Source organism: Streptomyces sp. NPDC048182 (assembly GCF_043202555.1).
Taxonomy (GTDB): domain Bacteria; phylum Actinomycetota; class Actinomycetes; order Streptomycetales; family Streptomycetaceae; genus Streptomyces.
Map to the genome: position 1 here is coordinate 83,434 of NZ_JBIDAQ010000004.1, position 23,086 is coordinate 106,519.

The 23,086-nt window shown below is 73.1% G+C and carries 23 protein-coding genes and 1 riboswitch; of the genes, 12 read left to right on the forward strand and 11 right to left on the reverse strand.

The window, feature by feature from the left end; all coding sequences use genetic code 11:
* Positions 1–63: 63 nt before the first annotated feature.
* Genes bioD through bioB form a run of 3 tightly spaced genes read right to left on the reverse strand, consistent with a single transcriptional unit; the run spans position 64 to position 3,311 of the window.
* Positions 64–780 carry a dethiobiotin synthase gene (gene bioD / locus ACGFZL_RS09230; RefSeq protein ID WP_393690273.1) on the reverse strand — a complete coding sequence of 239 codons (717 nt, stop codon included), beginning with the start codon at positions 778–780 and terminating at the stop codon, positions 64–66.
* Between the two features lies 1 nt (position 781).
* A complete protein-coding gene (locus tag ACGFZL_RS09235; protein ID WP_393690274.1) occupies positions 782–2,071 on the reverse strand; it encodes an adenosylmethionine--8-amino-7-oxononanoate transaminase in 1,290 nt (429 codons plus the stop codon).
* Positions 2,064–3,311, reverse strand: a complete 1,248-nt coding sequence (bioB, locus tag ACGFZL_RS09240) for a biotin synthase BioB (RefSeq protein ID WP_393690275.1) — start codon at positions 3,309–3,311, stop codon at positions 2,064–2,066. Before bioB ends, ACGFZL_RS09235 begins: the two co-directional genes overlap by 8 nt.
* 161 nt (positions 3,312–3,472) lie before the next feature.
* Between bioB and ACGFZL_RS09245 the strand changes: the two genes are divergently transcribed.
* Positions 3,473–4,600, forward strand: a complete 1,128-nt coding sequence (locus ACGFZL_RS09245) for an 8-amino-7-oxononanoate synthase (protein WP_393690276.1) — start codon at positions 3,473–3,475, stop codon at positions 4,598–4,600.
* A 7-nt stretch (positions 4,601–4,607) separates the two neighbouring features.
* Here ACGFZL_RS09245 and ACGFZL_RS09250 read toward each other — a convergent pair whose 3' ends face one another.
* Entirely contained in the window at positions 4,608–4,829 is a 222-nt protein-coding gene (locus ACGFZL_RS09250; RefSeq protein WP_393690277.1) for a DUF397 domain-containing protein, read from the reverse strand.
* Between the two features lie 9 nt (positions 4,830–4,838).
* Complete coding sequence (locus ACGFZL_RS09255) at positions 4,839–5,702, reverse strand: helix-turn-helix transcriptional regulator (RefSeq protein ID WP_355175784.1); 864 nt, start codon at positions 5,700–5,702, stop codon at positions 4,839–4,841.
* A gap of 234 nt (positions 5,703–5,936) precedes the next feature.
* Between ACGFZL_RS09255 and ACGFZL_RS09260 the strand changes: the two genes are divergently transcribed.
* Positions 5,937–6,428, forward strand: a complete 492-nt coding sequence (locus ACGFZL_RS09260; protein WP_355175783.1) for an ATP-binding protein — start codon at positions 5,937–5,939, stop codon at positions 6,426–6,428.
* Positions 6,429–6,468: 40 nt separating this feature from the next.
* On the opposite strand, the gene ACGFZL_RS09265 is transcribed toward ACGFZL_RS09260, so the two are convergent.
* Entirely contained in the window at positions 6,469–6,942 is a 474-nt protein-coding gene (locus tag ACGFZL_RS09265) for a C40 family peptidase (protein WP_355175782.1), read from the reverse strand.
* Between the two features lie 3 nt (positions 6,943–6,945).
* A riboswitch (cyclic di-AMP (ydaO/yuaA leader) is annotated at positions 6,946–7,160 on the reverse strand.
* Positions 7,161–7,669: 509 nt separating this feature from the next.
* Between ACGFZL_RS09265 and ACGFZL_RS09270 the strand changes: the two genes are divergently transcribed.
* The 7 genes from ACGFZL_RS09270 (at position 7,670) to ACGFZL_RS09300 (ending at position 13,985) form a co-directional block, all read left to right on the forward strand.
* Entirely contained in the window at positions 7,670–7,972 is a 303-nt protein-coding gene (locus tag ACGFZL_RS09270) for an urease subunit gamma (protein ID WP_355175781.1), read from the forward strand.
* 11 nt (positions 7,973–7,983) lie between these two features.
* The gene (locus ACGFZL_RS09275; RefSeq protein WP_355175780.1) at positions 7,984–8,295 is read left to right on the forward strand and encodes an urease subunit beta; all 312 of its coding nucleotides are present in this window, start codon (positions 7,984–7,986) and stop codon (positions 8,293–8,295) included.
* Positions 8,288–10,009 (forward strand): urease subunit alpha, encoded by a 1,722-nt coding sequence (locus ACGFZL_RS09280; protein WP_393690278.1) that lies wholly within the window; start codon positions 8,288–8,290, stop codon positions 10,007–10,009. Before ACGFZL_RS09275 ends, ACGFZL_RS09280 begins: the two co-directional genes overlap by 8 nt.
* Before the next feature lie 27 nt (positions 10,010–10,036).
* Positions 10,037–10,711: an urease accessory protein UreF gene (locus ACGFZL_RS09285; protein ID WP_393690279.1), complete on the forward strand. Its 675-nt coding sequence runs from the start codon at positions 10,037–10,039 to the stop codon at positions 10,709–10,711.
* A gap of 54 nt (positions 10,712–10,765) precedes the next feature.
* A complete protein-coding gene (gene ureG / locus ACGFZL_RS09290; protein WP_355175777.1) occupies positions 10,766–11,443 on the forward strand; it encodes an urease accessory protein UreG in 678 nt (225 codons plus the stop codon).
* A complete protein-coding gene (locus tag ACGFZL_RS09295) occupies positions 11,440–12,252 on the forward strand; it encodes an urease accessory protein UreD (protein ID WP_393690600.1) in 813 nt (270 codons plus the stop codon). Before ureG ends, ACGFZL_RS09295 begins: the two co-directional genes overlap by 4 nt.
* Before the next feature lie 128 nt (positions 12,253–12,380).
* On the forward strand, positions 12,381–13,985 hold the full coding sequence (locus ACGFZL_RS09300) for an alpha/beta hydrolase (protein ID WP_393690280.1): 1,605 nt from the start codon (positions 12,381–12,383) through the stop codon (positions 13,983–13,985).
* Positions 13,986–13,990: 5 nt separating this feature from the next.
* Here ACGFZL_RS09300 and ACGFZL_RS09305 read toward each other — a convergent pair whose 3' ends face one another.
* From ACGFZL_RS09305 to ACGFZL_RS09325, 5 genes are all read right to left on the reverse strand, one after another.
* On the reverse strand, positions 13,991–14,728 hold the full coding sequence (locus ACGFZL_RS09305; RefSeq protein WP_393690281.1) for a lysophospholipid acyltransferase family protein: 738 nt from the start codon (positions 14,726–14,728) through the stop codon (positions 13,991–13,993).
* Between the two features lie 53 nt (positions 14,729–14,781).
* Positions 14,782–16,017, reverse strand: a complete 1,236-nt coding sequence (locus ACGFZL_RS09310; RefSeq protein WP_393690282.1) for a helix-turn-helix domain-containing protein — start codon at positions 16,015–16,017, stop codon at positions 14,782–14,784.
* A 203-nt stretch (positions 16,018–16,220) separates the two neighbouring features.
* Positions 16,221–17,168, reverse strand: coding sequence for a hypothetical protein (locus ACGFZL_RS09315; RefSeq protein WP_393690283.1), 948 nt, complete (start codon positions 17,166–17,168; stop codon positions 16,221–16,223).
* Positions 17,169–17,227: 59 nt separating this feature from the next.
* Positions 17,228–18,784 carry a DUF6801 domain-containing protein gene (locus tag ACGFZL_RS09320; RefSeq protein ID WP_393690284.1) on the reverse strand — a complete coding sequence of 519 codons (1,557 nt, stop codon included), beginning with the start codon at positions 18,782–18,784 and terminating at the stop codon, positions 17,228–17,230.
* Positions 18,785–19,085: 301 nt separating this feature from the next.
* Positions 19,086–19,718 carry a hypothetical protein gene (locus ACGFZL_RS09325; RefSeq protein ID WP_393690285.1) on the reverse strand — a complete coding sequence of 211 codons (633 nt, stop codon included), beginning with the start codon at positions 19,716–19,718 and terminating at the stop codon, positions 19,086–19,088.
* Positions 19,719–20,468: 750 nt separating this feature from the next.
* Between ACGFZL_RS09325 and ACGFZL_RS09330 the strand changes: the two genes are divergently transcribed.
* Genes ACGFZL_RS09330 through ACGFZL_RS09340 form a run of 3 tightly spaced genes read left to right on the forward strand, consistent with a single transcriptional unit; the run spans position 20,469 to position 23,085 of the window.
* Complete coding sequence (locus tag ACGFZL_RS09330) at positions 20,469–21,512, forward strand: ATP-binding cassette domain-containing protein (RefSeq protein ID WP_355175770.1); 1,044 nt, start codon at positions 20,469–20,471, stop codon at positions 21,510–21,512.
* Positions 21,509–22,273 carry an MlaE family ABC transporter permease gene (locus ACGFZL_RS09335; RefSeq protein WP_393690286.1) on the forward strand — a complete coding sequence of 255 codons (765 nt, stop codon included), beginning with the start codon at positions 21,509–21,511 and terminating at the stop codon, positions 22,271–22,273. The genes ACGFZL_RS09330 and ACGFZL_RS09335 overlap by 4 nt, the downstream gene beginning before the upstream one ends.
* Positions 22,274–22,278: 5 nt before the next feature.
* Positions 22,279–23,085 carry an ABC transporter permease gene (locus tag ACGFZL_RS09340; protein WP_355175768.1) on the forward strand — a complete coding sequence of 269 codons (807 nt, stop codon included), beginning with the start codon at positions 22,279–22,281 and terminating at the stop codon, positions 23,083–23,085.
* The last annotated feature ends 1 nt before the right edge of the window (position 23,086 follow it).

The following is a 23,086-nucleotide window of genomic DNA, read 5'->3' on the forward strand; positions in this document are numbered from 1 at the left end:
TCCCTCGCGGGGTGAGGCTTCTCGTCCTACGAGTCTTCCCCGCCCGGATGCCGCGCACCCACGTCAGGGCGACTCGCGCTCCCCGAACGCCCCCGCGTCCCACGTGCCCGCCAGCCGGGGCGCCAGCCACCCCGGGGCCGCCCCGCGGAAGGCGGCCGGGGCGAGGGACGCCGCGTCCGCCGGGACGGCGCCGAGCAGCGGGGCGGCGGCGACCTCGGGCAGGTCGGCCACATTGCAGCGGGAGGCGAGGTCCGGGGCCTCGGGCCAGCTGCCGATCACCACGCCCTCCAGGCGCAGTCCGCGGGTGCGCAGCTCGCGCGCCGTCAGCTCCGTCGTGTTGAGCGTGCCGAGCCCCGCCGACGCCACGAGCAGCACCGGCGCGCTGAGCAGCGAGGCCGCGTCGGCCAGTGTGCCGCCCACCGCGTCGAAGCGGACCAGCAGGCCGCCCGCCCCCTCGACCAGCACCAGGTCGTGCTCGGTGGCCAGCTTCGCCGCCGCCTCGGCCACGTCCGCCGGGCGCACCGGGGCACGTCCGGCCCGGCGCGCGGCCGTGGCGGGCGCCAGCGGCTCGGGGTAGCGGGCCACCTCGGCCGTCGTCACCCCGCCCGCCAGGCGCGCGACCTCCGCCGCGTCGCCCGGCTCGTCCGGCCCCACGCCGGTCTGCGCCGCCTTGAGCACGGCCACCGTCCGGCCGGCCGCGAGCGCCGCGGCGGCGACGGCGGCGGTCGCCACTGTCTTGCCGACCTCCGTGCCCGTGCCCGTGATCACCAGTACCGGCATGTCATCCCTCCCGCGCCGCCGCGCACACCGCGCGGGCGATCCGTGCCACGTCCCCGTCCCCGGTGACGTACGGCGGCATCGTGTAGACGAGGTCGCGGAACGGCCGCAGCCACACGCCCTCGCGCACCGCCGCCCGGGTGGCGGCGGCCAGGTCGACGGGGTGGTCGAGCTGCACCACCCCGATGGCGCCGAGCACCCGCACGTCGGCCACGCCGGGCAGTTCGGCGGCCGGCGCGAGGCCGTCCCGCAGGCCCGCCTCGATCCGCTTGACCTCCCCGCGCCAGTCCTGGCCGAGCAGCAGCCCGACCGAGGCGCAGGCGACGGCCGCGGCGAGCGGGTTGCCCATGAAGGTCGGCCCGTGCGCGAGCACCGGCACCTCGCCCCGGGAGATCCCCTCGGCCACCTCCGCCGTGCACAGGGTGGCCGCCAGCGTCAGGTACCCGCCGGTCAGCGCCTTGCCGACGCACATCACGTCCGGCGTCACCGCCGCGTGCCCCGCCGCGAACAGCTCGCCGGTGCGCCCGAAGCCGGTGGCGATCTCGTCGAACACCAGCAGCACGCCGTGCGCGTCGCACGCCTCGCGCAGCACGCGCAGGTAGGCGGGGGAGTGGAACCGCATCCCGCCCGCGCCCTGCACCACCGGCTCCACGATCACCGCGGCCAGCTCGTCGGCGTGCCGCTCGACCATCTCGCGCAGGTGCTCCGCGTACGCCTCCTCGTACTCCGCCGGCGGCGCGTCCGCGAAGAGCTGACGGGGCAGCACCCCCGACCACAGCTCGTGCATGCCGCCCTCGGGGTCGCACACCGACATCGGCTGCCAGGTGTCCCCGTGGTAGCCGCCGCGCCAGGTGAGCAGGCGGCGCTTGCCGGGGCGGCCCAGCGAACGCCAGTACTGCAGGCACATCTTGACGGCGACCTCGACCGACACCGAGCCGGAGTCGGCGAGGAAGACGTGCTCCAGGCCCTCGGGCGACATGTCGACAAGGAGCTTCGTCAGGCGGACGGCGGGCTCGTGGGTGAGCCCGCCGAACATCACGTGGCTCATCCGCGCCAACTGCTCGCGCGCCGCCTCGTTCAGCACCGGGTGGTTGTAGCCGTGGATCGCCGACCACCACGAGGACATGCCGTCGACCAGCTCGCCCCCGTCGTCCGCGAGCCGCAGCCGCACCCCGCTCGCCGAGGCGACGACGAGCGGGTCCTGCCGGCCGGGCATCGGGCCGTAGGGGTGCCAGACGTGCCGCCGGTCCAGGGCCAGCAGCTCGGCGGTGTCCAGGCCGTACGGGTCAGGCATTGGGCGCGACGTCCGTCCCCGCGCCCCGGCGGCGCACGGCGACCAGGTCCGTACGGGGCCCGCCCGCCGTCCCCGCGGACCCGTCCGAGGCCGCGGCCGGCACGGAACCGCAGACTCCCGCGCCCTCGTGCGACCCGCACCCACCGCCGCCGCCGTGCGTCCCGCACCCACCGCCGCCCTCGTGCGACCCGCACCCCTCGGCCCCCGCGGAGGAGGCGCACCCGGCCGCGACATCCGCGCGGTGCTTCGGCAGCGTCACCTCGTCCGCGCCCTCCACCTCGAAGCCGGCGTCCACGATCATCTCCAGGTCGGCCTTGCCCGCCTGGCCCTCGCTGGTCAGGTAGTCGCCCAGGAAGATGGAGTTGGCCAGGTGCAGGGCCAGCGGCTGCAGGGTGCGCAGGTGCACCTCGCGGCCACCGGCGATGCGCACCTCGACGTCCGGGCAGACGAACCGGGTCATCGCCAGGATGCGCAGGCACCGCTGCGGAGTGAGGTTCCACTCCTTGGCCAGCGGGGTGCCCTCGAACGGGATCAGGAAGTTGACCGGCACCGAGTCGGGGTCGAGGTCCCGCAGCGCGAACACCACGTCGACCAGGTCCGCGTCGCTCTCGCCCATGCCCGCGATGAGCCCGGAGCAGGCGGACAGGCCCGCCCCGTGCGCCTTCCGCACCGTGTCCACCCGGTCGGCGTACGTGTGCGTGGTGGTGATGTCCCCGTACGTCGCCTCGGAGGTGTTCAGGTTGTGGTTGTAGGCGTCCGCGCCGGCCGCCCGCAGCCGCTCCGCCTGGCCGTCGGAGAGCAGCCCCAGGCAGGCGCACACCTCGACCTCGGCGTTCTGCTCCTTGATGGCCTTGATGGTGTCCGAGACCCGGTCCACGTCCCGGTCGGTCGGACCGCGCCCGCTGGCCACCAGGCACACCCGCTTGGCCCCGCCGGCCACACCGGCGGCGGCGGCGTCGGACGCCTCGCCGGGCTTGAGCCAGGTGTACTTGAGGATCCCGGCGGTCGAGCCGAGCCGCTGCGAGCAGTAGGAGCAGTCCTCGGGGCACAGGCCCGACTTGAGGTTGACGAGGTAGTTGAGCTTCACCCGTCGGCCGAACCAGTGACGGCGCACCTTGCCGGCCGCGGCCACCACGTCGAGCAGGTCGTCGTCTGAAGTGGCGAGGACGGCGAGCGCCTCCTCGCGGGTCGGCGCCGCGCGCCGAAGCCCCTTGTCCACCAGCGTGTTCAGCAGGTCCATGAGAGCCGATCCTGTCCTACCGGACGCCCCCGGGCCAAGGAGACTTCGCACAACGCGCGCCGTTCACTGTGTGGGTATTGCCACACCTCGGGCGGGCGTATGTCCGGCTAATGTCTGTCCACTGCCTACAAACACACCGACGCACGAGCGGGGGACCGAGCATGGCGTTCGGCTGGATCGACGAGCAGGCGGAGCAACGCCGCCGGGCCGGCCTCGAACGGGTCCTGCGCCCCCGTCCGGCCGACTCCCCGCTGCTCGACCTGGCGAGCAACGACTACCTCGGGCTGGCCCGGCACCCCGAGGTCGCCGAGGGGGCGGCCCGGGCGGCCCGCACCTGGGGCGCCGGCGCGACCGGCTCCCGGCTGGTGACCGGCACGACCGGGCTGCACACCGAGCTGGAGCGCGAACTGGCCGCCTTCTGCGGCTTCGAGGCGGCCCTGGTGCTCTCCTCCGGCTACGCGGCCAACCTCGCCGCGGTCACCGCGCTCGCGCCGCACGGCTCGCTCGTCGTCTCCGACGCGGGCAACCACGCCTCGCTGATCGACGGCTGCCGACTGGCCCGGGGCACCACGCAGGTCGTGGCGCACGCCGACCCGGACGCCGTCCGCAAGGCGCTGCGCACGCACGACGGGCCCGCCGTCGCCGTCTCCGACACCGTCTTCTCCGTCGACGGCGACGCCGCCCCGCTGGCCGCCCTCGCCGCGGCGTGCCGCGAGCGCGGCGCCGGCCTGCTGGTGGACGACGCGCACGGCCTCGGGGTGCTGGGCGAGGGTGGCCGGGGCGCGCCGCACGCGGCCGGCCTCGCGGGCGCGGACGACGTGGTCGCGACGGTCACCCTGTCGAAGTCGCTGGGCGGCCAGGGCGGTGCCGTGCTCGGGCCCGCCCGGGTGATCGCCCATCTGGTCAACACCGCCCGGACGTTCATCTTCGACACCGGGCTGGCCCCCGCGGCGGCGGGCGCGGCCCTCGCGGCGCTCAGACTGCTGGGCCGGGAGCCGGAGCGGGCGGGGCGGGCGCGGGCGGTGGCGGCCGAGCTGCACGCGCGGCTCACCGCCGCGGGCCTGGACGCGGTACGTCCCGACGCCGCCGTCGTCTCGGTGCGGGCGCCCTCGCCGCAGGCGGCCGTGGGGTGGGCGGCGGAGTGCCGGGCGGCCGGGCTGTCCGTGGGGTGCTTCCGGCCCCCGTCCGTGCCCGACGGCGTCTCCCGGCTCCGGCTGACCGCGCGCGCGGACCTGACGGAGCGGCAGGTCGCGCGCGCGGTACGGGTGATCGGTGAGACGCGGCCGTGAGCGTCGGTCAGACGCCGGCCGTGAAGGCGGCCCAGCTCCCGGGGGAGAAGAGCAGCGCGGGCCCCGCGGGGTCCTTGGAGTCGCGCACGGCGAGCAGGCCGGCCCAGGGGCCGACCCGCGGCCGGGCCGTCTCCACGCAGTTGTTCGCACCGGTGCTGTGGCTGCTGCGCAGCCAGCGCACGCCGTGCAGAGCGGTGCTGGACGGGATGTACCGAGGAAGTGCGGACATGGTGCCTCCTTACGCGCCTGCCGCTGTCGCGGCGATGAAGTCCAACGAGTCCTCGGGCGAAAGAGCATGGATCGAGAGGGTGGTGAAGGCCTCGGTGTAGGCCTCCAGGTCTTCTTTCCGTTCGAGATGGAAACTACTCGTCAGTTGGTCGAGAACGACCACATCCAGATCAGAAGTGCTCGAAAAAGAGAAGATTACGAAAGGGCCGGTGACACCCACGTGCGCCCCGGCGCTGAACGGCAGGACCTGGAGCCGCACGTGCGGCAGCCGCGCCGCCGCCACGAGACGGGTCAGCTGACGGGCCATCACCCCGGCCCCGCCGACCTGCCGGCGCAGCACAGCCTCGTCGAGCACCGCGCTCAGCCGCAGCGGCGGATCCCCGTGCAGCACGTCCTGCCGGGCGAGGCGCACCTTGACCAGCGTGTCGAGCCGTTCGTCGGGCAGCCCGTCCACCGCGGCCCGGGTCACCGCCCGGGCGTACTCCGGGGTCTGCAGCAGCCCCGGGACCACGCTGGTCTCCAGGGTGCGCATCGCCCGCGCCTGCGACTCCAGGCTGAGGAAGTCCCGGTAGGCCGGGGGCAGCACCCCGCGGTACGGATGCCACCAGTGGTGCCGGCCCGCGCCGGCGTCCTCGGCGCCCGCCAGCGTCGAGAGCAGCTCCCGTAACCGGGGGTCGTGCACCCCGTAGGCGTCCAGCAGCAGGCGCACGTCGGCCGGTCTCACCCCGCTGGTCCCGGTCTCGATCCGGCTGACCTTCGACTGGTGCCAGCCCACCAGCCGGGCCGCCTCGCCGCTGGTGATCCCCGCCGCCGCGCGCAGGGCGCGCAGTTCCGCGCCCAGCTTCCGCCGGCGCACGACCGGACCGTGCTGCATGGCCATCTCCCCCGCTTCCCGGGCGCTGTCCCCATGCCGCCCGAATACGCTCTGCCGTCGCAGAGTTCACCGCTTCGAGCGACAGATATATGCACATCTTGGGGGATCGCCGCCCGGCGCCCCCGCGGTGATGGCACTCTGGCGGACGAACCACCAGTGCGGGACCGTACTCGAACCAGCCGCTCCGTGTCGGAGCGTCGGACGGCGGGCCCGTGGGAAAGGGACGAGGTCGCCATGGCAGACCATCTGGAAGCATCCGTCACTCTGCCGAGCGATCCCGCCTCGGTGGCCGCCGCGCGCACCTACGTGGTCGGGACCCTGGCGGAGTGGGGGCTGCCGGCGGAGGCGGACGCGGCGGAGACCGTCCGGCTGATCGTCTCCGAGCTGGCGACCAACGCGGTGCAGCACACGCTCGGCATGTCACCCACCTTCACGGTGGACCTGGCCCTCGACCACGACCAGTGGCTGCGGGTCGGCGTCACCGACAGCCACCCCCGGCTGCCCAAGCGCCTGCCGGCCGCCGTCCAGCAGGACAACGGCCGGGGCATGGTGATCATTCGCTGGCTGACGGCGGAGTGCGGCGGCCGGCTCCGGATCCGGCCCACCCGGGAGGGCGGCAAGACCGTCTCCGTCGAGCTGCCCTGGACACCGCCGATCGTCCCCGCGCCGGCCGCGCCGACGCCGGCCACCATCGCCGGGAGCGGTACGGCGGCGGTGGCGCCGTAAGCCGTGGGTACGGGCGCGGGCCTACTTCACCGGCGCGGGCCTACTTCACCCGGCCGTACCAGACGCTGCTCGTCCAGATCTTCTGCAGCCGCACCACGTCACCGGTCTTGGGCGCGTGCCAGAGCTTGCCCTTGCCGGCGTAGATGCCCACGTGGTAGACACCGCGACCCGAGTGGAAGAACACCAGGTCCCCGGCCTTGCGGCTCTTGGCGGAGACGTGGCGCGTCTTGTTGTACTGCTGGGCGGCGGTGCGCGGCAGCTTCTTGCCGGCCTTCTTGAACGAGTAGAGCGTCAGCCCCGAGCAGTCGAACCGGCTCGGCCCTATGGCGCCGTACCGGTACGGCGCGCCCTTCTTGGACGCCGCGATCTGGAGGGCCTTCGTCGCGTGCGTCGCCGCGGCGGCCTCGGAGGCGGCACCCGGGACCGCGATCGAGCCGCCCACGGCGGCGATGGTCAGCGCGGACGCCGTGCCGGCCCGGGCCATCAGCGACGGGACACGATTGAGCGCAGACATGCGCAACCCTTCGTCAGCCGCCTGTGAAGGATGACCTGTCGGATTCGGGCTGGCGAAGTAGCCCGGCCGCGCGTGCGCGGCTTCACCCCAAGGGACGCTCGGGCCGGTCCTGTCGGAACCGTTCCGGCGACCCGTCGTGCTCGGGTCCTCCACTCCTGCCGATCCACTCCTGTCGACCAGGACACCCGGACGGCGGCAGGACTCGGCGTCCGCCCGGATCGCCCCGCCGGTGCGGCGGGGGCTTGTCGTCAGTCACGGATCTTGTCCCATGGAAGTCGGAAAATCCCAACGGAACGTGGCTTCTGTGTTGTTACTCACCACTCGCCCGATCGGGTGGCCATCATCCCGTTCGAGGCATTGCGACCGGTGGGGCAGATGCCCGGAGCAGTAACGGAAGGGCTCATTCCGGAAGATGAGTGCACGCGGCACGCAACCGCGACCCTTCGGAAATCGGTGGTGTCGCTACGCCGAAAGGGGGTAAGTCGTTCGGCTCGTTTCAACTCCGGCCGCTTCGGGCCCCCGTCCCTGGCAGCGGTAATCAGTCGGTCAAAACCTGGTGATGCGCCGGAAACCTGAGAAACCTACTCTCACACCGATCCACCTGCGGTTTTCCGTGTAGCGACAGGCGCATTCCGCTGCTTGCCTGTGTGTTACATCTTGGACCGTCGCGGTGGCCGCGGCAGCCGGACCGGGGTGGTCCGACGTGAGGTTCTGTGAGGTGGGACGCGTGCAACTGACCCCGCACGAGCAGGAGAGACTGCTCATCCATGTGGCGGCCGATGTGGCTGAGAAGCGTCGGGCGCGTGGGGTGCGGCTCAACCACCCCGAGGCCGTCGCGCTCATCACCTCGCACATCCTCGAGGGCGCCCGCGACGGCCGCACCGTCGCCGAACTCATGGCCTCCGGACGCAAGCTGCTCCAGCGCGCCGAGGTCATGGAGGGCATCCCGGAGATGATCCACGACGTGCAGGTCGAGGCCACCTTCCCGGACGGCACCAAGCTCGTCACCGTCCACGAGCCGATCATCTGACGGGGCCGGTCGTGATCCCCGGAGAGATCCTCTTCGCCGACGAGCCGGTGCCCTTCAACGAGGGGCGCGAGGTCACCCGGCTCACCGTGCTCAACACCGCCGACCGGCCCGTCCAGGTCGGCTCCCACTACCACTTCGCCGAGGCCAACCCCGGCCTCGACGTCGACCGCGCGCTCGCCCGGGGCAAGCGCCTGAACATCCCCGCCGGCACCGCCGTCCGCTTCGAGCCCGGCATCCCGGTCGAGGTGGAGCTGGTACCCCTCGCGGGCGCCCGTGTCGTCCTCGGCCTGCGCGGCGAGACCGGAGGTGCCCTCGATGCCTGACCTCTCCCGCGCCGCCTACGCCGACCTGTTCGGGCCCACCACCGGCGACCGCATCCGGCTCGCCGACACCGACCTGCTCGTGGAGATCGAGGAGGACCGCTGCGGCGGCCCCGGGCGCTCCGGCGACGAGGCCGTCTTCGGCGGCGGCAAGGTGCTGCGCGAGTCCATGGGCCAGTCGCGCGCCACCCGCGCCGAGGGCACCCCGGACACCGTCGTCACCGGCGCCGTGGTCCTCGACCACTGGGGCATCGTCAAGGCCGACGTCGGCATCCGCGACGGCCGGATCACCGGCATCGGCAAGTCCGGCAACCCCGACACCATGGACGGCGTCCACCCCGACCTGGTCATCGGCCCGGAGACCGAGGTCATCGCCGGCAACGGCAAGATCCTCACCGCCGGCGGCATCGACACCCACGTCCACTTCATCGCCCCGCAGCTCATCGACGAGGCCCTCGCCTCGGGCGTCACCACCCTCATCGGCGGCGGCACCGGCCCTGCCGAGGGCAGCAAGGCCACCACGGTGACACCGGGTTCCTGGCACGTGGCGCGGATGTTCGCGGCCCTGGAGTCCAGCCCCGTCAACATCGGCTTCCTCGGCAAGGGCAGCACCATGTCGAAGGAGTCGATGCGCGACCAGGTGCGCGCGGGCATCCTCGGCTTCAAGATCCACGAGGACTGGGGGGCGACCCCCGCCTCCATCTCCGCCTGCCTGGACGTGTGCGAGGAGACCGGCGTCCAGCTCGCCGTGCACACCGACACCCTGAACGAGGCCGGGTTCGTCGGCGACACCTTCGCCGCCGTGGCCGGCCGCACGCTGCACGCCTTCCACGTCGAGGGCGCGGGCGGCGGGCACGCGCCCGACATGATCACGGCGGTGTCGCTGCCGCACATGCTGCCCAGCTCCACCAACCCGACCCGCCCGCACACCGTCAACACCGTCGAGGAGCACCTCGACATGCTGATGGTCTGCCACCACCTGAACCCGGCCGTGCCCGAGGACCTCGCCTTCGCCGAGTCCCGGATCCGGCCCAGCACCATCGCGGCCGAGGACATCCTGCACGACCTCGGCGCCATCTCCATGATGTCCTCGGACTCCCAGGCCATGGGGCGCATCGGCGAGGTGATCATGCGGACCTGGCAGACCGCGCACGTGATGAAGCGGCGTCGCGGCTTCCTGCCGGGCGACACCCGGGCCGACAACCGGCGGGCACGTCGCTATGTCGCCAAATACACCATCAACCCGGCCGTGGCGCAGGGCATCGAGCACGAGGTCGGGTCGGTGGAGACCGGCAAGCTCGCCGACCTGGTCCTGTGGGACCCGCGCTTCTTCGGCGTGAAGCCGCAACTGGTGCTCAAGGGCGGGCAGATCGCCTACGCCCAGATCGGCGACGCCAACGCCTCCATCCCGACCCCGCAGCCGATCCTGCCCCGGCCGATGTTCGGCGCGTACGGCACGGCGCCGGCCGCCAACTCGCTGGGTTTCGTCGCCGAGCAGGCCATCACCGACGGGCTGCCCGAACGGCTGAACCTGTCCCGGTCGCTCGTGCCTATCCGGTCCACCCGCGGGCGGACCAAGGCGGACATGCGGGAGAACGACGCCCTGCCGCGGGTCGAGGTCGCCGCGGACTCCTTTGCCGTGACCATCGACGGCGAACTCGTCGAGCCCGCACCCGTCGCCGAACTGCCGCTGGCCCAGCGGTACTTCCTGTTCTGAGCGGGGCGAGTCGTCCATGAGGTGTCCATGAGCCGCGCCGCCCTGCTCGTCCTGGCCGACGGCCGCTTCCCCGCCGGCGGGCACGCCCACTCCGGCGGGGCGGAGGCCGCGGTCAAGGCGGGCCGCGTCACCGACGCCGCGAGCCTTGCCGCGTTCTGCCGGGGCCGGCTGCACACGACCGGCCTCGTCACCGCGTCGCTCGCCGCGGCGGCGGCGCTCGGCGCCGACCCCGTCGCCCTCGACGAGGCGGCCGACGCCCGCACGCCCTCGCCGGCGCTGCGGCTGGCGGCGCGCAGGCTCGGCCGGCAGCTGATGCGGGCCGCCCGCGCGACCTGGCCGCACCAAGAACTCGACGCGCTGGCCGCGCTGTTCCCCAAGGGCGCCCATCAGCCGGTCGTCCTCGGGGTGACCGCCCGCGCCGCCGGACTCGGCCCCGAGGACGCGGCGTACTGCTCCGCGTACGAGGGGGTCGGCGGCCCGGCGACGGCCGTGGTGCGGCTGCTCGGCCTTGACCCGTTCGACGCGACAGCCGTACTGGCCCGGCTGGCACCCGAGGTGGACCGCGTGGCCCAGGACGCCGTACGGGCGGCCCGCACCGCCGCGTCCGACGGCCCCGACACCCTGCCGGCCCCCTCGGCCCCCCTCCTCGAGCTGGGCGCCGAGGCCCACGCGGCCTGGCCGGTACGGCTGTTCGCCTCGTAGACCCGAACGCATCGCGATCCAGACCCGCCCCCGCGTCACCAGGAGTTGATCCCCATGCACCTCGACCACACACACGACCACACGGCAGCGGTGAGCGCCGACGCCCGCCGCCCCGACGGCACCCGCCGGGCGTTGCGGATCGGGCTCGGGGGGCCCGTCGGGTCCGGCAAGACCGCTACCGTCGCCGCGCTGTGCCGGGCGTTGCGGGAGGAGTTGTCGCTCGCCGTCGTCACCAACGACATCTACACCCGCGAGGACGCCGAGTTCCTGCTCCGTGAGGCGGTGCTGCCGCCCGAGCGGATCAGCGCCGTCGAGACCGGTGCCTGCCCGCACACCGCCATCCGCGACGACATCTCCGCCAACCTCGAGGCGGTGGAGGACCTGGAGGACGAGGCGGGTCCGCTGGACCTCGTCCTGGTGGAGTCCGGCGGCGACAACCTCACGGCCACCTTCTCCCGGGGCCTGGTGGACGCCCAGATCTTCGTGATCGACGTCGCGGGCGGCGACGACATCCCGCGCAAGGGCGGCCCCGGCGTCACCACCGCCGACCTGCTGATCGTGAACAAGACCGACCTGGCCCCCCACGTCGGCTCCGACCTCGCCCGGATGGCGGCCGACGCGAAGGCGCAGCGCGGCGACCTGCCCGTCGTGCTCCAGTCGCTGCGCGGCGAGGACGGCGTCCGCGAGGTCGCCGACTGGGTGCGGGGGCGGCTCACCGCGTGGACGGCGTGAGCGCCCCGGCCGCCTGCACGGCCCCCGCCACCCCGGCCACCCCGGCCGCGCCGGCCGGCGTCCGGGCGCGGGCGCGCATCCTGGCCCGCGCGGACGGCCGCGGCACCACCCGACTGCCGGTCCTGGAGGGCGAGGGCCCGCTCGCGGTGCGGCGCACCCGGGCGGGCGGCACCGAGGCCCGCGTCACCCTGGTCGGCGCGATGAGCGGGCCGCTCGGCGGCGACCGCTTCACGGTGCGCGCCGGCGCCGAGCCGGGGGCCAGGCTGCGCGTCGGCTCGGCCGCCGCCACTCTCGCGCTGCCCGGGCAGGACAAGGCGGAGGCGCGCTACGACGTCCGGCTCACCGTCGCCGAGGACGCCGAACTGCATTGGCTGCCCGAACAGCTCATCTCCGTCCGGGACAGCGATCTGCGCGTCACCACCCGCGCCGACGTCGCCGCCGGCGGGCGCCTGGTGCTGCGTGAGGAGCAGGTACTCGGCCGCAGCGGCGAGGAGCCGGGGCTGCTGACCAGCCGGCTGACCGTGCGCGTGGCCGGCCGGTGCGTCCTCGACCAGGAGCTGGCCTGCGGCCCGGGCGCCCCGGGCGGCTGGGACGGCCCCGCCGGCCTGGCCGGGATGCGGGCCGTCGGCCAGCTTCTCGTCGTACGGCCGGAGTTCGTCGAACGGCCCCCGGCGGCCGATCCCTTCGCGCCCGGCGCGGCCGTCCTGCCACTGGCCGGCCCCGCGGCGCTGGTGACGGCCGTCGCCCCGGACGCCCTGCGGCTGCGCGCGCTGCTGGACGCCGGCCTCGCCGCCCTGGCGGCGGCCTGAGCCACCGCCGACCGAACGACTTTCTCCGTTTATCGGATTGGCAAAGAACCGCACCCAGCCCTGTTCTCAGGCGACGCACAGCCGCGAGGATCCCCCTACTTGTCGTGAACCTGTACGGGGAGGGCCACTTGAGCAAGACCAGACTGCGGCGGAAGACGGCACTCGGCTCGGCCGGCGTGCTCGTCACCGCCACTCTGATAGCCGGCGCCGTCTCGGCGCCCGTCGCCAGCGCCGGCCCCGCCGCCGGCAGCGGCAACGGCCGGACCAGCGAGGCCCGCGGCGTCGCCCTCGCCGCCCAGCGCGCCGCCGAGGCCGGCATCGACTGGCAGGACTGCCCCGCCGACTGGGGTCTGGCCAAGCCGATCCAGTGCGGCTGGGTCACCGTGCCGGTCGACTACGCCGCGCCGAACGGCAAGAAGATCAAGCTCGCCGTCGACCGCGCCCTCAGCACCGGCAGCAGGGCCGACTACCAGGGCGCGCTCGTCTACAACCCCGGCGGCCCCGGCGGCTCCGGCATGCGCTTCCCGACCCGGGTGACGACGAAGAACCCGCTGTGGACGAAGGTGTCGAACGCCTACGACTTCATCGGCTTCGACCCCCGCGGCGTCGGCCACTCCGCGCCCATCTCCTGCGTCGACCCGCAGGAGTTCGTCAAGGCCCCCAAGCTCGACCCGGTGCCGCGCTCCGAGGCCGACAAGCGCGTCCAGCGCAAGCTGGCCGCCGAGTACGCCGACGGCTGCTACGACCGCAGCGGCGCCATGCTCCCGCACATGACGACGCCGAACACCGCGCGCGACCTCGACGTCATCCGCGCCGCCCTCGGCGAGCGCAAGCTCAACTACCTCGGCGTCTCCTACGGCACCTACCTCGGCGCCGTCTACGGCACCCTCTTCCCGGGCCACGTGCGCCGCATGATCGTCGACAGCGTCGTCAACCCCGACCGCGACAACATCTGGTACCAGGCCAACCTGGAGCAGGACATCGCCTTCGAGGGCCGCTGGAAGGACTGGCAGGACTGGGTCGCCGCGAACGACGCCGCCTTCCACCTCGGGAACACCCGCGCCAAGGTCCAGAAGCAGTGGCTGAAGCTGCGCGCCAAGGCGGAGAAGCACCCCCTCGGCGGGGTCGTCGGCCCGGCCGAGCTGATCTCCTTCTTCCAGAGCGCGCCGTACTACGACTCCTCCTGGGTCCCGGTCGCCACGGTGTTCAGCAAGTACGTCGCCGGTGACACCCAGGCGCTCGTCGACGCCGCCGCGCCCGACCTGTCCGACACGGCCGGCAACATCTCCGCGGAGAACGGCAACGCCGTCTACACCGCGGTGGAGTGCGCCGACGCCAAGTGGCCGACCAGCTGGCAGAAGTGGGACCGGGACAACACCCGGCTGCACCGCGACTACCCGTTCATGACCTGGGCCAACGCCTGGATGAACCTGCCGTGCGCCACCTGGCCGGTCCGCCAGCAGACCCCGCTGGAGGTGAAGACCGGCAAAGGCCTGCCCCCGGTCCTCATCGTCCAGTCGAAGCGGGACGCGGCCACCCCGTACCAGGGCGCCGTCTCGCTGCACCAGCGGTTCAAGGGCTCGCGCCTGATCACCGAGCGGGACGCCGGTTCGCACGGCGTCACCGGGCTGGTCAACCCGTGCGTCAACGACCGGGTCGACACCTACCTGCTCACCGGCGAGGTGGACGCCCGCGACGTCACCTGCGCGCCGCACGCCACGCCGAAGCCGTAGCCGGTTCACCGTCGGGGCCGGCCGGGGAGACCCGGCCGGCCCCTTCGCCGTGTCCCGGCCGCCGCCTCCGCCGCCTCGGCCTTGACGTCGGCCGCGTACCGGTCGACGTACTCCTGCCCTGACAGGGCGAGGATCGCCGACATGATCTCGTCGGTGACCGCGCGCAGCACCGCCTTCTCGCCGTCCATGCCCGCGTAGCGGGAGAAGTCCAGCGGCTCGCCGAACCGGATCGTCACCGGGCGCAGCCGCGGCACCTTGCGGCCAGGTGGCTGCGCCTCGAAGGTCCCGATCATCGCGCACGGCACCACCGGCGCCCCGGCCCGCAGCGCCATCACGGCGACGCCGACCTTGCCCTTGTACAGCCGCCCGTCGTGCGAGCGGGTGCCCTCCGGGTAGATGCCGAGCAGCTCGTCCCGGGCCAGCACGCCGAGGCCCTCGCGGACCGCCGCCTGCCCCGCCTCCTTGCCGGAGCGGTCCACCGGGATCTGCCCGGCGCTGCGGAAGAAGAACGCGGTCAGCCGGCCCTTGACGCCCGGTCCGGTGAAGTACTCCGCCTTGGCGAGGAAGGTGATCCGGCGCCGCAGCACCGCGGGCATCAGGAAGTGGTCGGAGAAGGACAGGTGGTTGCCCGCCACGATGGCCGCCCCGGAGTCCGGGACATGGTCCAGGCCCTCGATCCGGGGGCGGAAGGCCAGGCGCAGCGGCGGGCCGAGCAGGACGTACTTGAGCAGGTAGTAGAACACGTTCCCAGTCTCCGGTGATCGCCCCGCCCGCGATAGACCTCGGTCCGTACGGGCTACTCCTCGCGGCCCCCCGGGCCCCCGGCTCCGCCCGCGCCTCCGCGCAGGTGCAGCGCGCGCAGGGCCGCCTCCAGGGCGAACCGGTGGGCCGGGTCGGCCAGGCGGTCGCCGAAGCGGGCGTCGAGGTTGCGCAGCCGGTAGCGCACGGTCTGCGCGTGCACCCCCAGCATGTCGCCGACCTGCTCCGCGGGCGCCCGGGTGGAGATGTGCACCCGCAGGGTCTCCACCAGCCGGTCCCGGCGGCTGGCCGGCAGCTGGTCCAGCGGCGCCAGCTCCCGGGCCGCCAGCTGGGCCACCAGGGGCGGGTCGGAGAGCAGCCACAGCGTCACCAGGTGGTCCTCGCAGCGCAGCAGCGGCGCGTCCGGCACCACCCCCTCGTCGGCCAACTGGAGCACCCGGCGCGCCCAGCGGATCGAGTCGGCCGCCTGGGCCGGCGGCACGGTCAGGCCCACCGCGCCCTGCGTCCCGCCGACCAGCGCCGCGTCGAGCATCGCCTGCCGCTCGGGGGTCAGGCCGCCGGGGATCAGCAGATGCGGCTGGGGGATGTCCAGGTCCATCAGGACATCGCCGGCCAGGCCCGCCTCCAGGTGCTCGGGCACGGGGGAGCGCAGGGCGACCATGGTGACCTCCGCCGGCAGCGGCCAGGCCGCTGCCTCGCAGAGGCCGGGCAGCGCCTGGGGCAGCGGCGGGGCGGCGAGGATCAGGTGCAGCAGCCGCCGGCGCTGGGCCGGCACCTCCGAGGAGGCCCGCGACTGCACCTCGACGTAGCCCTCCCGGGAGATCGCCTCCAGCTCGTCCACGTAGGCGAACAGCGCGTCGGCGAAGGCGAGGATGACGGTGGGGGAGAGCCGGTACTGCTGGCCCACGGCCTTGGCCCGGCGCAGCGCGATGCGGGCGCCGAGCCGGTAGGCGCCCTGCAGGGTGTCCAGTTCGCGGCCCTCGTACGCCTCCACCCGGCCGAACTTGCGCAGCAGCTCGTCGCGGAGCGCGGCGTTCTTGCCCGGCTCGTCGACTCGGTCCACGAAGGCGGACAGGGCCTGCTCCACGCCCTGCCGGATGGCGCCCGCGTTCGGCCCGTTGAGCAGGCGCCCGTAGACCGGGTAGGCCCGGGTGACCTCGATCCGGATCTCCTTCATCAGGCCGGGTAACTCGGGACGCATGAAGGCCGCGAACTCCTTCGGGAGGGGTTCGAGCGGTTCACCGACCTCCGGTGCCCTGGCGGTTGAAGGCATGAGTCGCCGTCCCTTTGCCGTCACGTGCTGCCTGCCTGGGCTGCTGAAGCTAAACGAAGTTCGGTGGGGCGTACACAGTCCGTGCACATTTCGGTGCACCGGGACGCGGCGCGACCATCGGGACGGCTGAGAATCACCGGTGCGCGGCCATTACCCGACGGCCGGGCGGGACCCGGCCGTCGGACGGCGTCTGACGGCTCGCGTCACCTGACCGCCGAGTGCCAGTCGCGGGCGAGCACCTTGCCCGCGTCGGGAGCCGCGGTGCCGGGCGCGGTGAGGCCGGCCAGGTAGGTCGAGGCGTTGTTCAGGGTGAGGCTGTTCTTCCCCGCGGCCGAGGGCAGCCCGGTCTTGAGGTTGACCGCGGCGTCGACCAGGCCGAGCAGGCCGAGGCCGCAGCCGCTCGCGCCGGGCACGGCGAAGGTCGCGTCGCCCTGGGGGGCGCCGGTCAGGGCGAGGCGGCTCAGCTCCCCGTCGTCGGCGACGGCGCCGTCACCGTTGAAGAAGGACAGCCCGAACTCCGGGTAGTCGAGGTTCTTGGGGCGCAGCGTGATCGGGTTGGACTTGGTGCCGATGTAGCAGTTGCTCCCCAGGAACGGGTTCTCCAGGTGGATGCGGACCGGGATGGCGACGATCTGCACGTCGGTCACGGCGCCCGCGCTCTGGTTGAAGTCGTAGGGCGCGCCGACGGACTGCACGGTCGCGGTGATCTTGTTCAGGCTGGAGTCGGTGATCGCCCGGCAGATCGCGCTGATCGCCGGGACGTTGCTCGGACACATCAGGCCGAGGAGGCCGCCGGGAACGGTCGCGGGGTCGGCGACGAGCGCGCCGTCGGCCGGGGCGAGCACCTTGCTGGTGCCGTCCGAGTTCTGCACGATCCCCATCTGGAGGTTGGTCTTGCCGGTCACCACGGTGGTGTTGCCCAGCTTGATGGAGCCGCTGGGCGAGCTGGAGACCACGCACTGCGGGGTGCGGGCCACGCCGTCCGCGGCCAGCATGTCGGGGGCGTCCACCGGACAGCGGGTGAAGGGCGCCCACTCGCCGTTCAGCTGGGCGCCGGCCGCGGTCGCGGTGCCCACGGAGGCGAAGGCGCCGAGGGCGGTGCCGAGCGCGGTGACGGTGGCGAGTCGGGCGCCGAGGGTGAGGCGGTTCATGAGGTGGCCTTCCGCGAGGAGGGAGGGGGAGGGCGTACGGGGCGGTTGGTACGGGCGGCTCAGCGTTCCGGCACGGGGACCTTGAGCGGCTGGCCGTCGGGGGTGCATTCGAGCGGGTTCAGGACGTCCGCGGCGGCGAAGCAGGTCTGGCCCTGGATCTGCTTGATGTAGTTGTCCGGTCCGGAGATGGACGCCGTGAGCAGGCGGTCGAGATCCTCGCCGCCGGTGCCGCAGCCGGTGAAGGCGGGGATGGTGAATGTGCCGGTGAGCGGGCCGCCGGAGAGCAGCTGGTACCCGGTGGCCACCTGGCCGCTGACCTGCTCGCCCCGGCCGAACAGCACGAGATGGTCACCGGGGTGCTTGGCGGGTTCCGGTTCGGGTGAGTACAGCGGTCGCTCGGTGCGGCAGTCGGGACCGACGTCCAGCGGGGTGCCGTTGACCTCGAGGGAGAGCATGTGCACCACCAGCGGCACGCGGATGTAGGTGTCGGTGGAGGTGAACACGAAGTCGGTCTCGCCGACGGAGTCGACGGTGAGCTGGCCGGTCTCCTCCAGCACGATCCTGGCCTTGGTCGGGGTGAAGCCGAAGGTGAGGAAGGTCCCCTCCACGGGCCGGCTCTGCTTGCGGCCCTGGTTGAAGAGGTCGCCGGTCGAGTGCTGGGTCAGGTAGCCCCCGCTGAAGTCCGGCTTCGGGGTGAACAGGACGTCGCCCTGTTCGATGAAGGTGCAGGACACCGGGAACAGTTGGGCGCCTTTGAGCTTGTTCACGTTGTTGTAGCCGGTGATGTACGCGTTCAGCGACATCGGGCGCATCGGGTAGTCGGGCCCGTACTTGCACGGCGGGGCCTCGCGGGCGGGCGCCGGACCGCCTGGCGCGGGGTCGGCCACCGTCGGCCCCTTTTCGTCCGGCCGGCCGGCGGGGTCCTCGCCCGGCTCGTCCGGGGTGCCGGGGTCGGTCCCGGTGGCCGAGGCGGACGGCGTGTCACTGGGGGAGGGCGAGGAGGAGCCGTCGCCCGGAGCGGGGCCGACGGGCACGGTGGCCAGCAGGCCGTCTCCCGGGGCGTCCTCGGCGAGGGCGCACTCGACGCCGAGTGTGCTGGGACCGGTGGCCGTCGCCGCTTCGGAGGGTGTGCCGGTGGCCGCGGCGCTCGGGGTCTCCGCGGTGGCGGCGAGGGACAGGTCGAGGGAGAGAGCGCCCGCGGAGAGGGTCAGGTCGCCGGCGCTCTGCCCGGTCACCGTCGGGACGTCCCCGGTGGCGGTCAGGGTCAGCGGGCCGGACGGGGGGAGCGCCGCGGGGGGCACGCTGCCGCGCCAGGTCGCCTCGGCGGTGTTGTCGTTCTGCGCGACCCGCACCCCGAGCCGGGTCTCGGCCCGCTCCACCGACGCGCCGCGCGCGGCGAGGTCGCGCACCGCCGCCTCCGGCAGCTCCACGGCGGTCGTGACGTCCGTCGGCCGGATGGGCTCGCCGGCCGCCACCCGGTCCGGGAAGCGGGCCGTCACCCGGACCGTCACCGGCTGCCGCCCCGAGGGCAGCGAGCAGGTGTAGGGCAGCGCGGCGTCGACCTCCTGCGCACCGGCGGCGACTGCCGCGGCGGGCAGCCCTGCGGCCAGCACCACGAACGCGGCTATCGTCGCGCCGCGGGCGTGGGCACGGGCGGGTCCGGCTGCCGGGGGGCGGTTCGGGGCCGTGGCCGTCGTCCGGGCCGGGGCCGTCGTCCGGGCCGTGGGCCGGGGTCCGGTGCGGGGGCCTCTCATCTGTCGCTCCGCTCGGGGGTTCGTGCGCCGCGCGCGGCCTCGGCGGCCGGAGCGGTGGCGCGGTGGGGCGGCACGGGACGGCGCCGCCCGACGGCGGACGGCCCGCGGGGCCCGGACCGGGGTGACCGGCCGGACGTTCGCGAGCCGTCCTGGGTGACGCCGCTTACGGGTTGGAGCCGACGATCTTGGGGATGGTCGTCGTGCCGGTCTTCTTCACCGCGTAGTTGCCCTTGAAGGTGGGCTTGGTGGAGGTGGTGACCACCGTGCCGCAGCCCGTGGCCGAGGTGACGACCAGCTCGCCGGCGACGCTGTTGACCGCGAGGATGCCGGTGGAGTTGGTGTAGGTGCCGGACGCCTTGCCCTGCACGTTGAACAGGCAGGCGCCGATGGTGATCTTGGCCTTGACGTTGCCGACGTAGCCCTTGGTCACACCGGTGGAGGCGGTGTAGTCCTGCGCGACGACCGTCCAGGGCGTGGTCGGGGTGGTGGTGACGTTGCCCAGGACGCTCGTGCACGGCGAGGACGCGGTGCCGAAGTTGATGGCGTTGATGCTCCCCACGGTCGCGGGGTTGCCCGTGGCGCTCGACATCGTGCCGGTCGCCGTCGACGTCGTACACGTCATCGGGATGTTGGCGGTCAGCACGATGTTCCCGCTGTTCGTCGCCGTGAAGTTGGCCGGCGACGGCGTGACGGTCCACACGGTGGAGGGGACCGCGGAGGCGGGGGCGACGGACATGGCGAACGCGGCCGCACCGGCGCCCGCCACGAGGGCGACTCTTCTGATGGACTTCTTCATGTTCCGGAACTCTCCTTCTGGATCGACCGGCTGAGGGGGACCGTTTCCGTACCTGTGGGGACTGCTGGAGAGGGTGGACGGACGGTCCGCGGCTCGGACAACCTCGGCCGCGGGCACCGACGTTACTTGCGGGAAACTTGGCGGAACAACGCCGCCGACCATGATTCTTTGGCAAATGCCGAACATCTGGCGGCCGAGTGAGCAGTTCTCGGCGCGAATTAGTCATCCGGTGCTAAGAGGAGGCGTCCGGACCGGATGTCGCGGAATGTGGCACTCTCCGTGCATGCGCCACGTTCCGCGGCCCGCCGTGGGGCCGGACACTCACCGGATGACAATGCGAGGCGCCGTTCTTGTGGTGCGGGTGACAATTCCCGGACGGGCGTGCGGGGCCTCCCGGAAATCTCCGAACTGTCTCTTGCCCGCCGAGGTTACTCGGCCGTAACGTGCCGGGCACGGCGCTGATCTCCTGGTGGGTGCCCCCCTTGCCGCGGAGACGCGACGGACGATGTCCGGCCTTGCCCTCCTTCTGACCGGTCATCCTTCGGCAGGGCCGCGCGGACACCGCCCCGGTGGCGGGCGCGTGGCCCTGTCCTGTGGGTGGCTGACAAGTGCCGGACCGCACTTTGTCTGCGCGGTGACAAAGAGCGGGAAGGGGCGGGGAATTGATCGGCCCACCGGTTGTCAGTGCACCGCGCGGCGGCTTAACGTGCGCTCCACGGTGCGCGGTCACACCGCGTATTCGGAGGTGAGATGGGAATCGAAGTGGTCGTCGAGGGTCTGACCAAGTCCTTCGGCCGGCAGAGCATCTGGCAGGACGTGAGTCTCACCCTGCCGGCCGGAGAGGTCAGCGTCATGCTCGGCCCTTCCGGCACCGGCAAGACCGTCTTTCTGAAGTCCCTCATCGGACTGCTCAAACCGGAACGCGGCCGTGTCCTCATCAACGGGGTGGACATGGTGAACAGCCCGGAGCGGGACATCTACGAGACCCGGAAACTCTTCGGGCTCATGTTCCAGGACGGCGCCCTCTTCGGCTCCATGTCGCTCTTCGACAACATCGCCTTCCCGCTGCGCGAGCACACCCGCAAGAAGGAGTCGGAGATCCGCCGCATCGTCATGGAGCGGATCGAGGTGGTCGGCCTGCTGGGCGCCGAGGGCAAACTGCCCGGCGAGATCAGCGGCGGCATGCGCAAGCGGGCCGGGCTCGCCCGGGCGCTCGTCCTGGACCCGCAGATCATCCTGTGCGACGAGCCGGACTCCGGCCTCGACCCGGTCCGCACCGCCTACCTCTCCCAGCTGCTCATCGACCTGAACGCGCAGATCGACGCGACGATGCTCATCGTCACCCACAACCTCGACATCGCCGCGACCGTCCCCGACAACATGGGCATGCTCTTCCGGCGCGAGCTGGTCACCTTCGGGCCCCGCGAGGTGCTGCTCACCAGCGAGGAACCCGTGGTCGCGCAGTTCCTGGCCGGCCGCCGCCAGGGCCCGATCGGCATGTCGGAGGAGAAGGACGCCGCCACCCTCGCCGCCGAGGCCGCCGGCCCCCGCCCCGCCTCGGCGGACGCCCCCCGCACCATCGTCCCGCAGCTCGAACCGTCCCCGGGGCTCCCGCCCCGCCAGGCGGTCACCCGGCGCCGCGAACGCGTCCTCGGCATGCTCGACCGCCTCCCGCCCGCCGCCCGCCGGGCCATCGAGCACACCTACGCCACCGCGCCCACCCGGCCCCTGCCGGTGGCCGGCGGAGCCGGCGGGACCCTGCCCGGGCGGCCCGGGGCCGGGAGCGGCGTGTGATCGCCGGGGCGCTGCGGCAGACCGGACGGCTGTTCGCGCTGGCCGCCGAGGTGGCCCGGGCGATCTTCCGACGGCCCTTCCAGTTCCGCGAGTTCGTCGAGCAGTTCTGGTTCATCGCCAGCGTCACCATCCTGCCCGCCGCCCTCGTCTCCATCCCGTTCGGCGCGGTCATCGCCCTCCAGGTCGGCTCGCTCACCCAGCAGCTCGGCGCGCAGTCCTTCACCGGCGGCGCCAGCGTCCTTGCCGTCGTGCAGCAGGCCAGCCCGCTCATCGTGGCGCTGCTCATCGCCGGCGCCGGCGGCTCCGCGATCTGCGCCGACCTCGGCTCGCGCACCATCCGCGAGGAGCTGGACGCCATGGAGGTCATGGGCGTCTCGCCCGTGCAGCGCCTCGTGGTGCCCCGGGTGCTCGCCACCATGGGTGTGGCCGTGCTGCTCAACGGCCTGGTCTCCGTGGTCGGCATCCTCGGCGGCTACTGCTTCAACGTCTTCCTCCAGGACGGCACCCCCGGCGCCTACCTCTCCAGCTTCTCGGCGCTGGCCCAGCTGCCCGACCTCTACGTCAGCGAACTCAAGGCCCTGGTCTTCGGGTTCATCGCCGGCATCGTCGCCGCCTACCGGGGTCTGAACCCGCGCGGCGGGCCCAAGGGCGTCGGCGACGCCGTCAACCAGTCCGTCGTCATCACCTTCATGCTGCTCTTCTTCGTCAACATGGTGATGACGGGCGTCTACCTCCAAATCGTCCCGCCGAAGGGAGGCTGAGGCCCGTGGCCTCCCCGCTCGTGTGGCTGGACCGCTCCGGCGACCAACTCCTGTTCTACATACGGTCCCTGCTGTGGATCCCGCGCACCCTGCGCCGCTACCTCAAAGAGGTGCAGCGCCTGCTCGCCGAGGTCGCCTTCGGCACCGGCGGCCTCGGCGTCATCGGCGGCACCATCGGCGTGATGGTGGCGATGACCCTGTTCACCGGCACCGTCGTCGGCCTCCAGGGGTACGCCGCCCTCGACCAGATCGGCACCGCCGCCTTCACCGGCTTCGTCTCCGCCTACTTCAACACCCGGGAGATCGCGCCCCTGGTCGCCGGGCTCGCCCTCTCCGCCACCGTCGGGGCCGGCTTCACCGCCCAGCTCGGCGCCATGCGCATCAACGAGGAGGTCGACGCCCTCGAAGGCATGGGCATCCGCTCCCTGCCCTACCTCGTCACCACCCGCATCATCGCCGGCGTCGTCGCCATCATCCCGCTCTACGCGATCGGGCTGCTCTCCTCCTACCTGGCCTCCCGCTACATCACCGTCCTCTTCAACGGCCAGTCCCGGGGCACCTACGACCACTACTTCGACCTGTTCCTGTCGCCCACCGACGTCCTGCTCTCGGTGCTGAAGGTGCTCATCTTCAGCGTGATGGTGATCGTCGCCCACTGCTACTACGGCTACCGCGCCACCGGCGGCCCGGCCGGCGTCGGCGTCGCCGTGGGCCGCTCGGTGCGCAACGCCATCGTCCTCATCAGCGTCACCGACTTCTTCCTGTCGCTGGCCCTGTGGGGAGCCACCACGACCGTGAAGGTGGCGGGCTGAC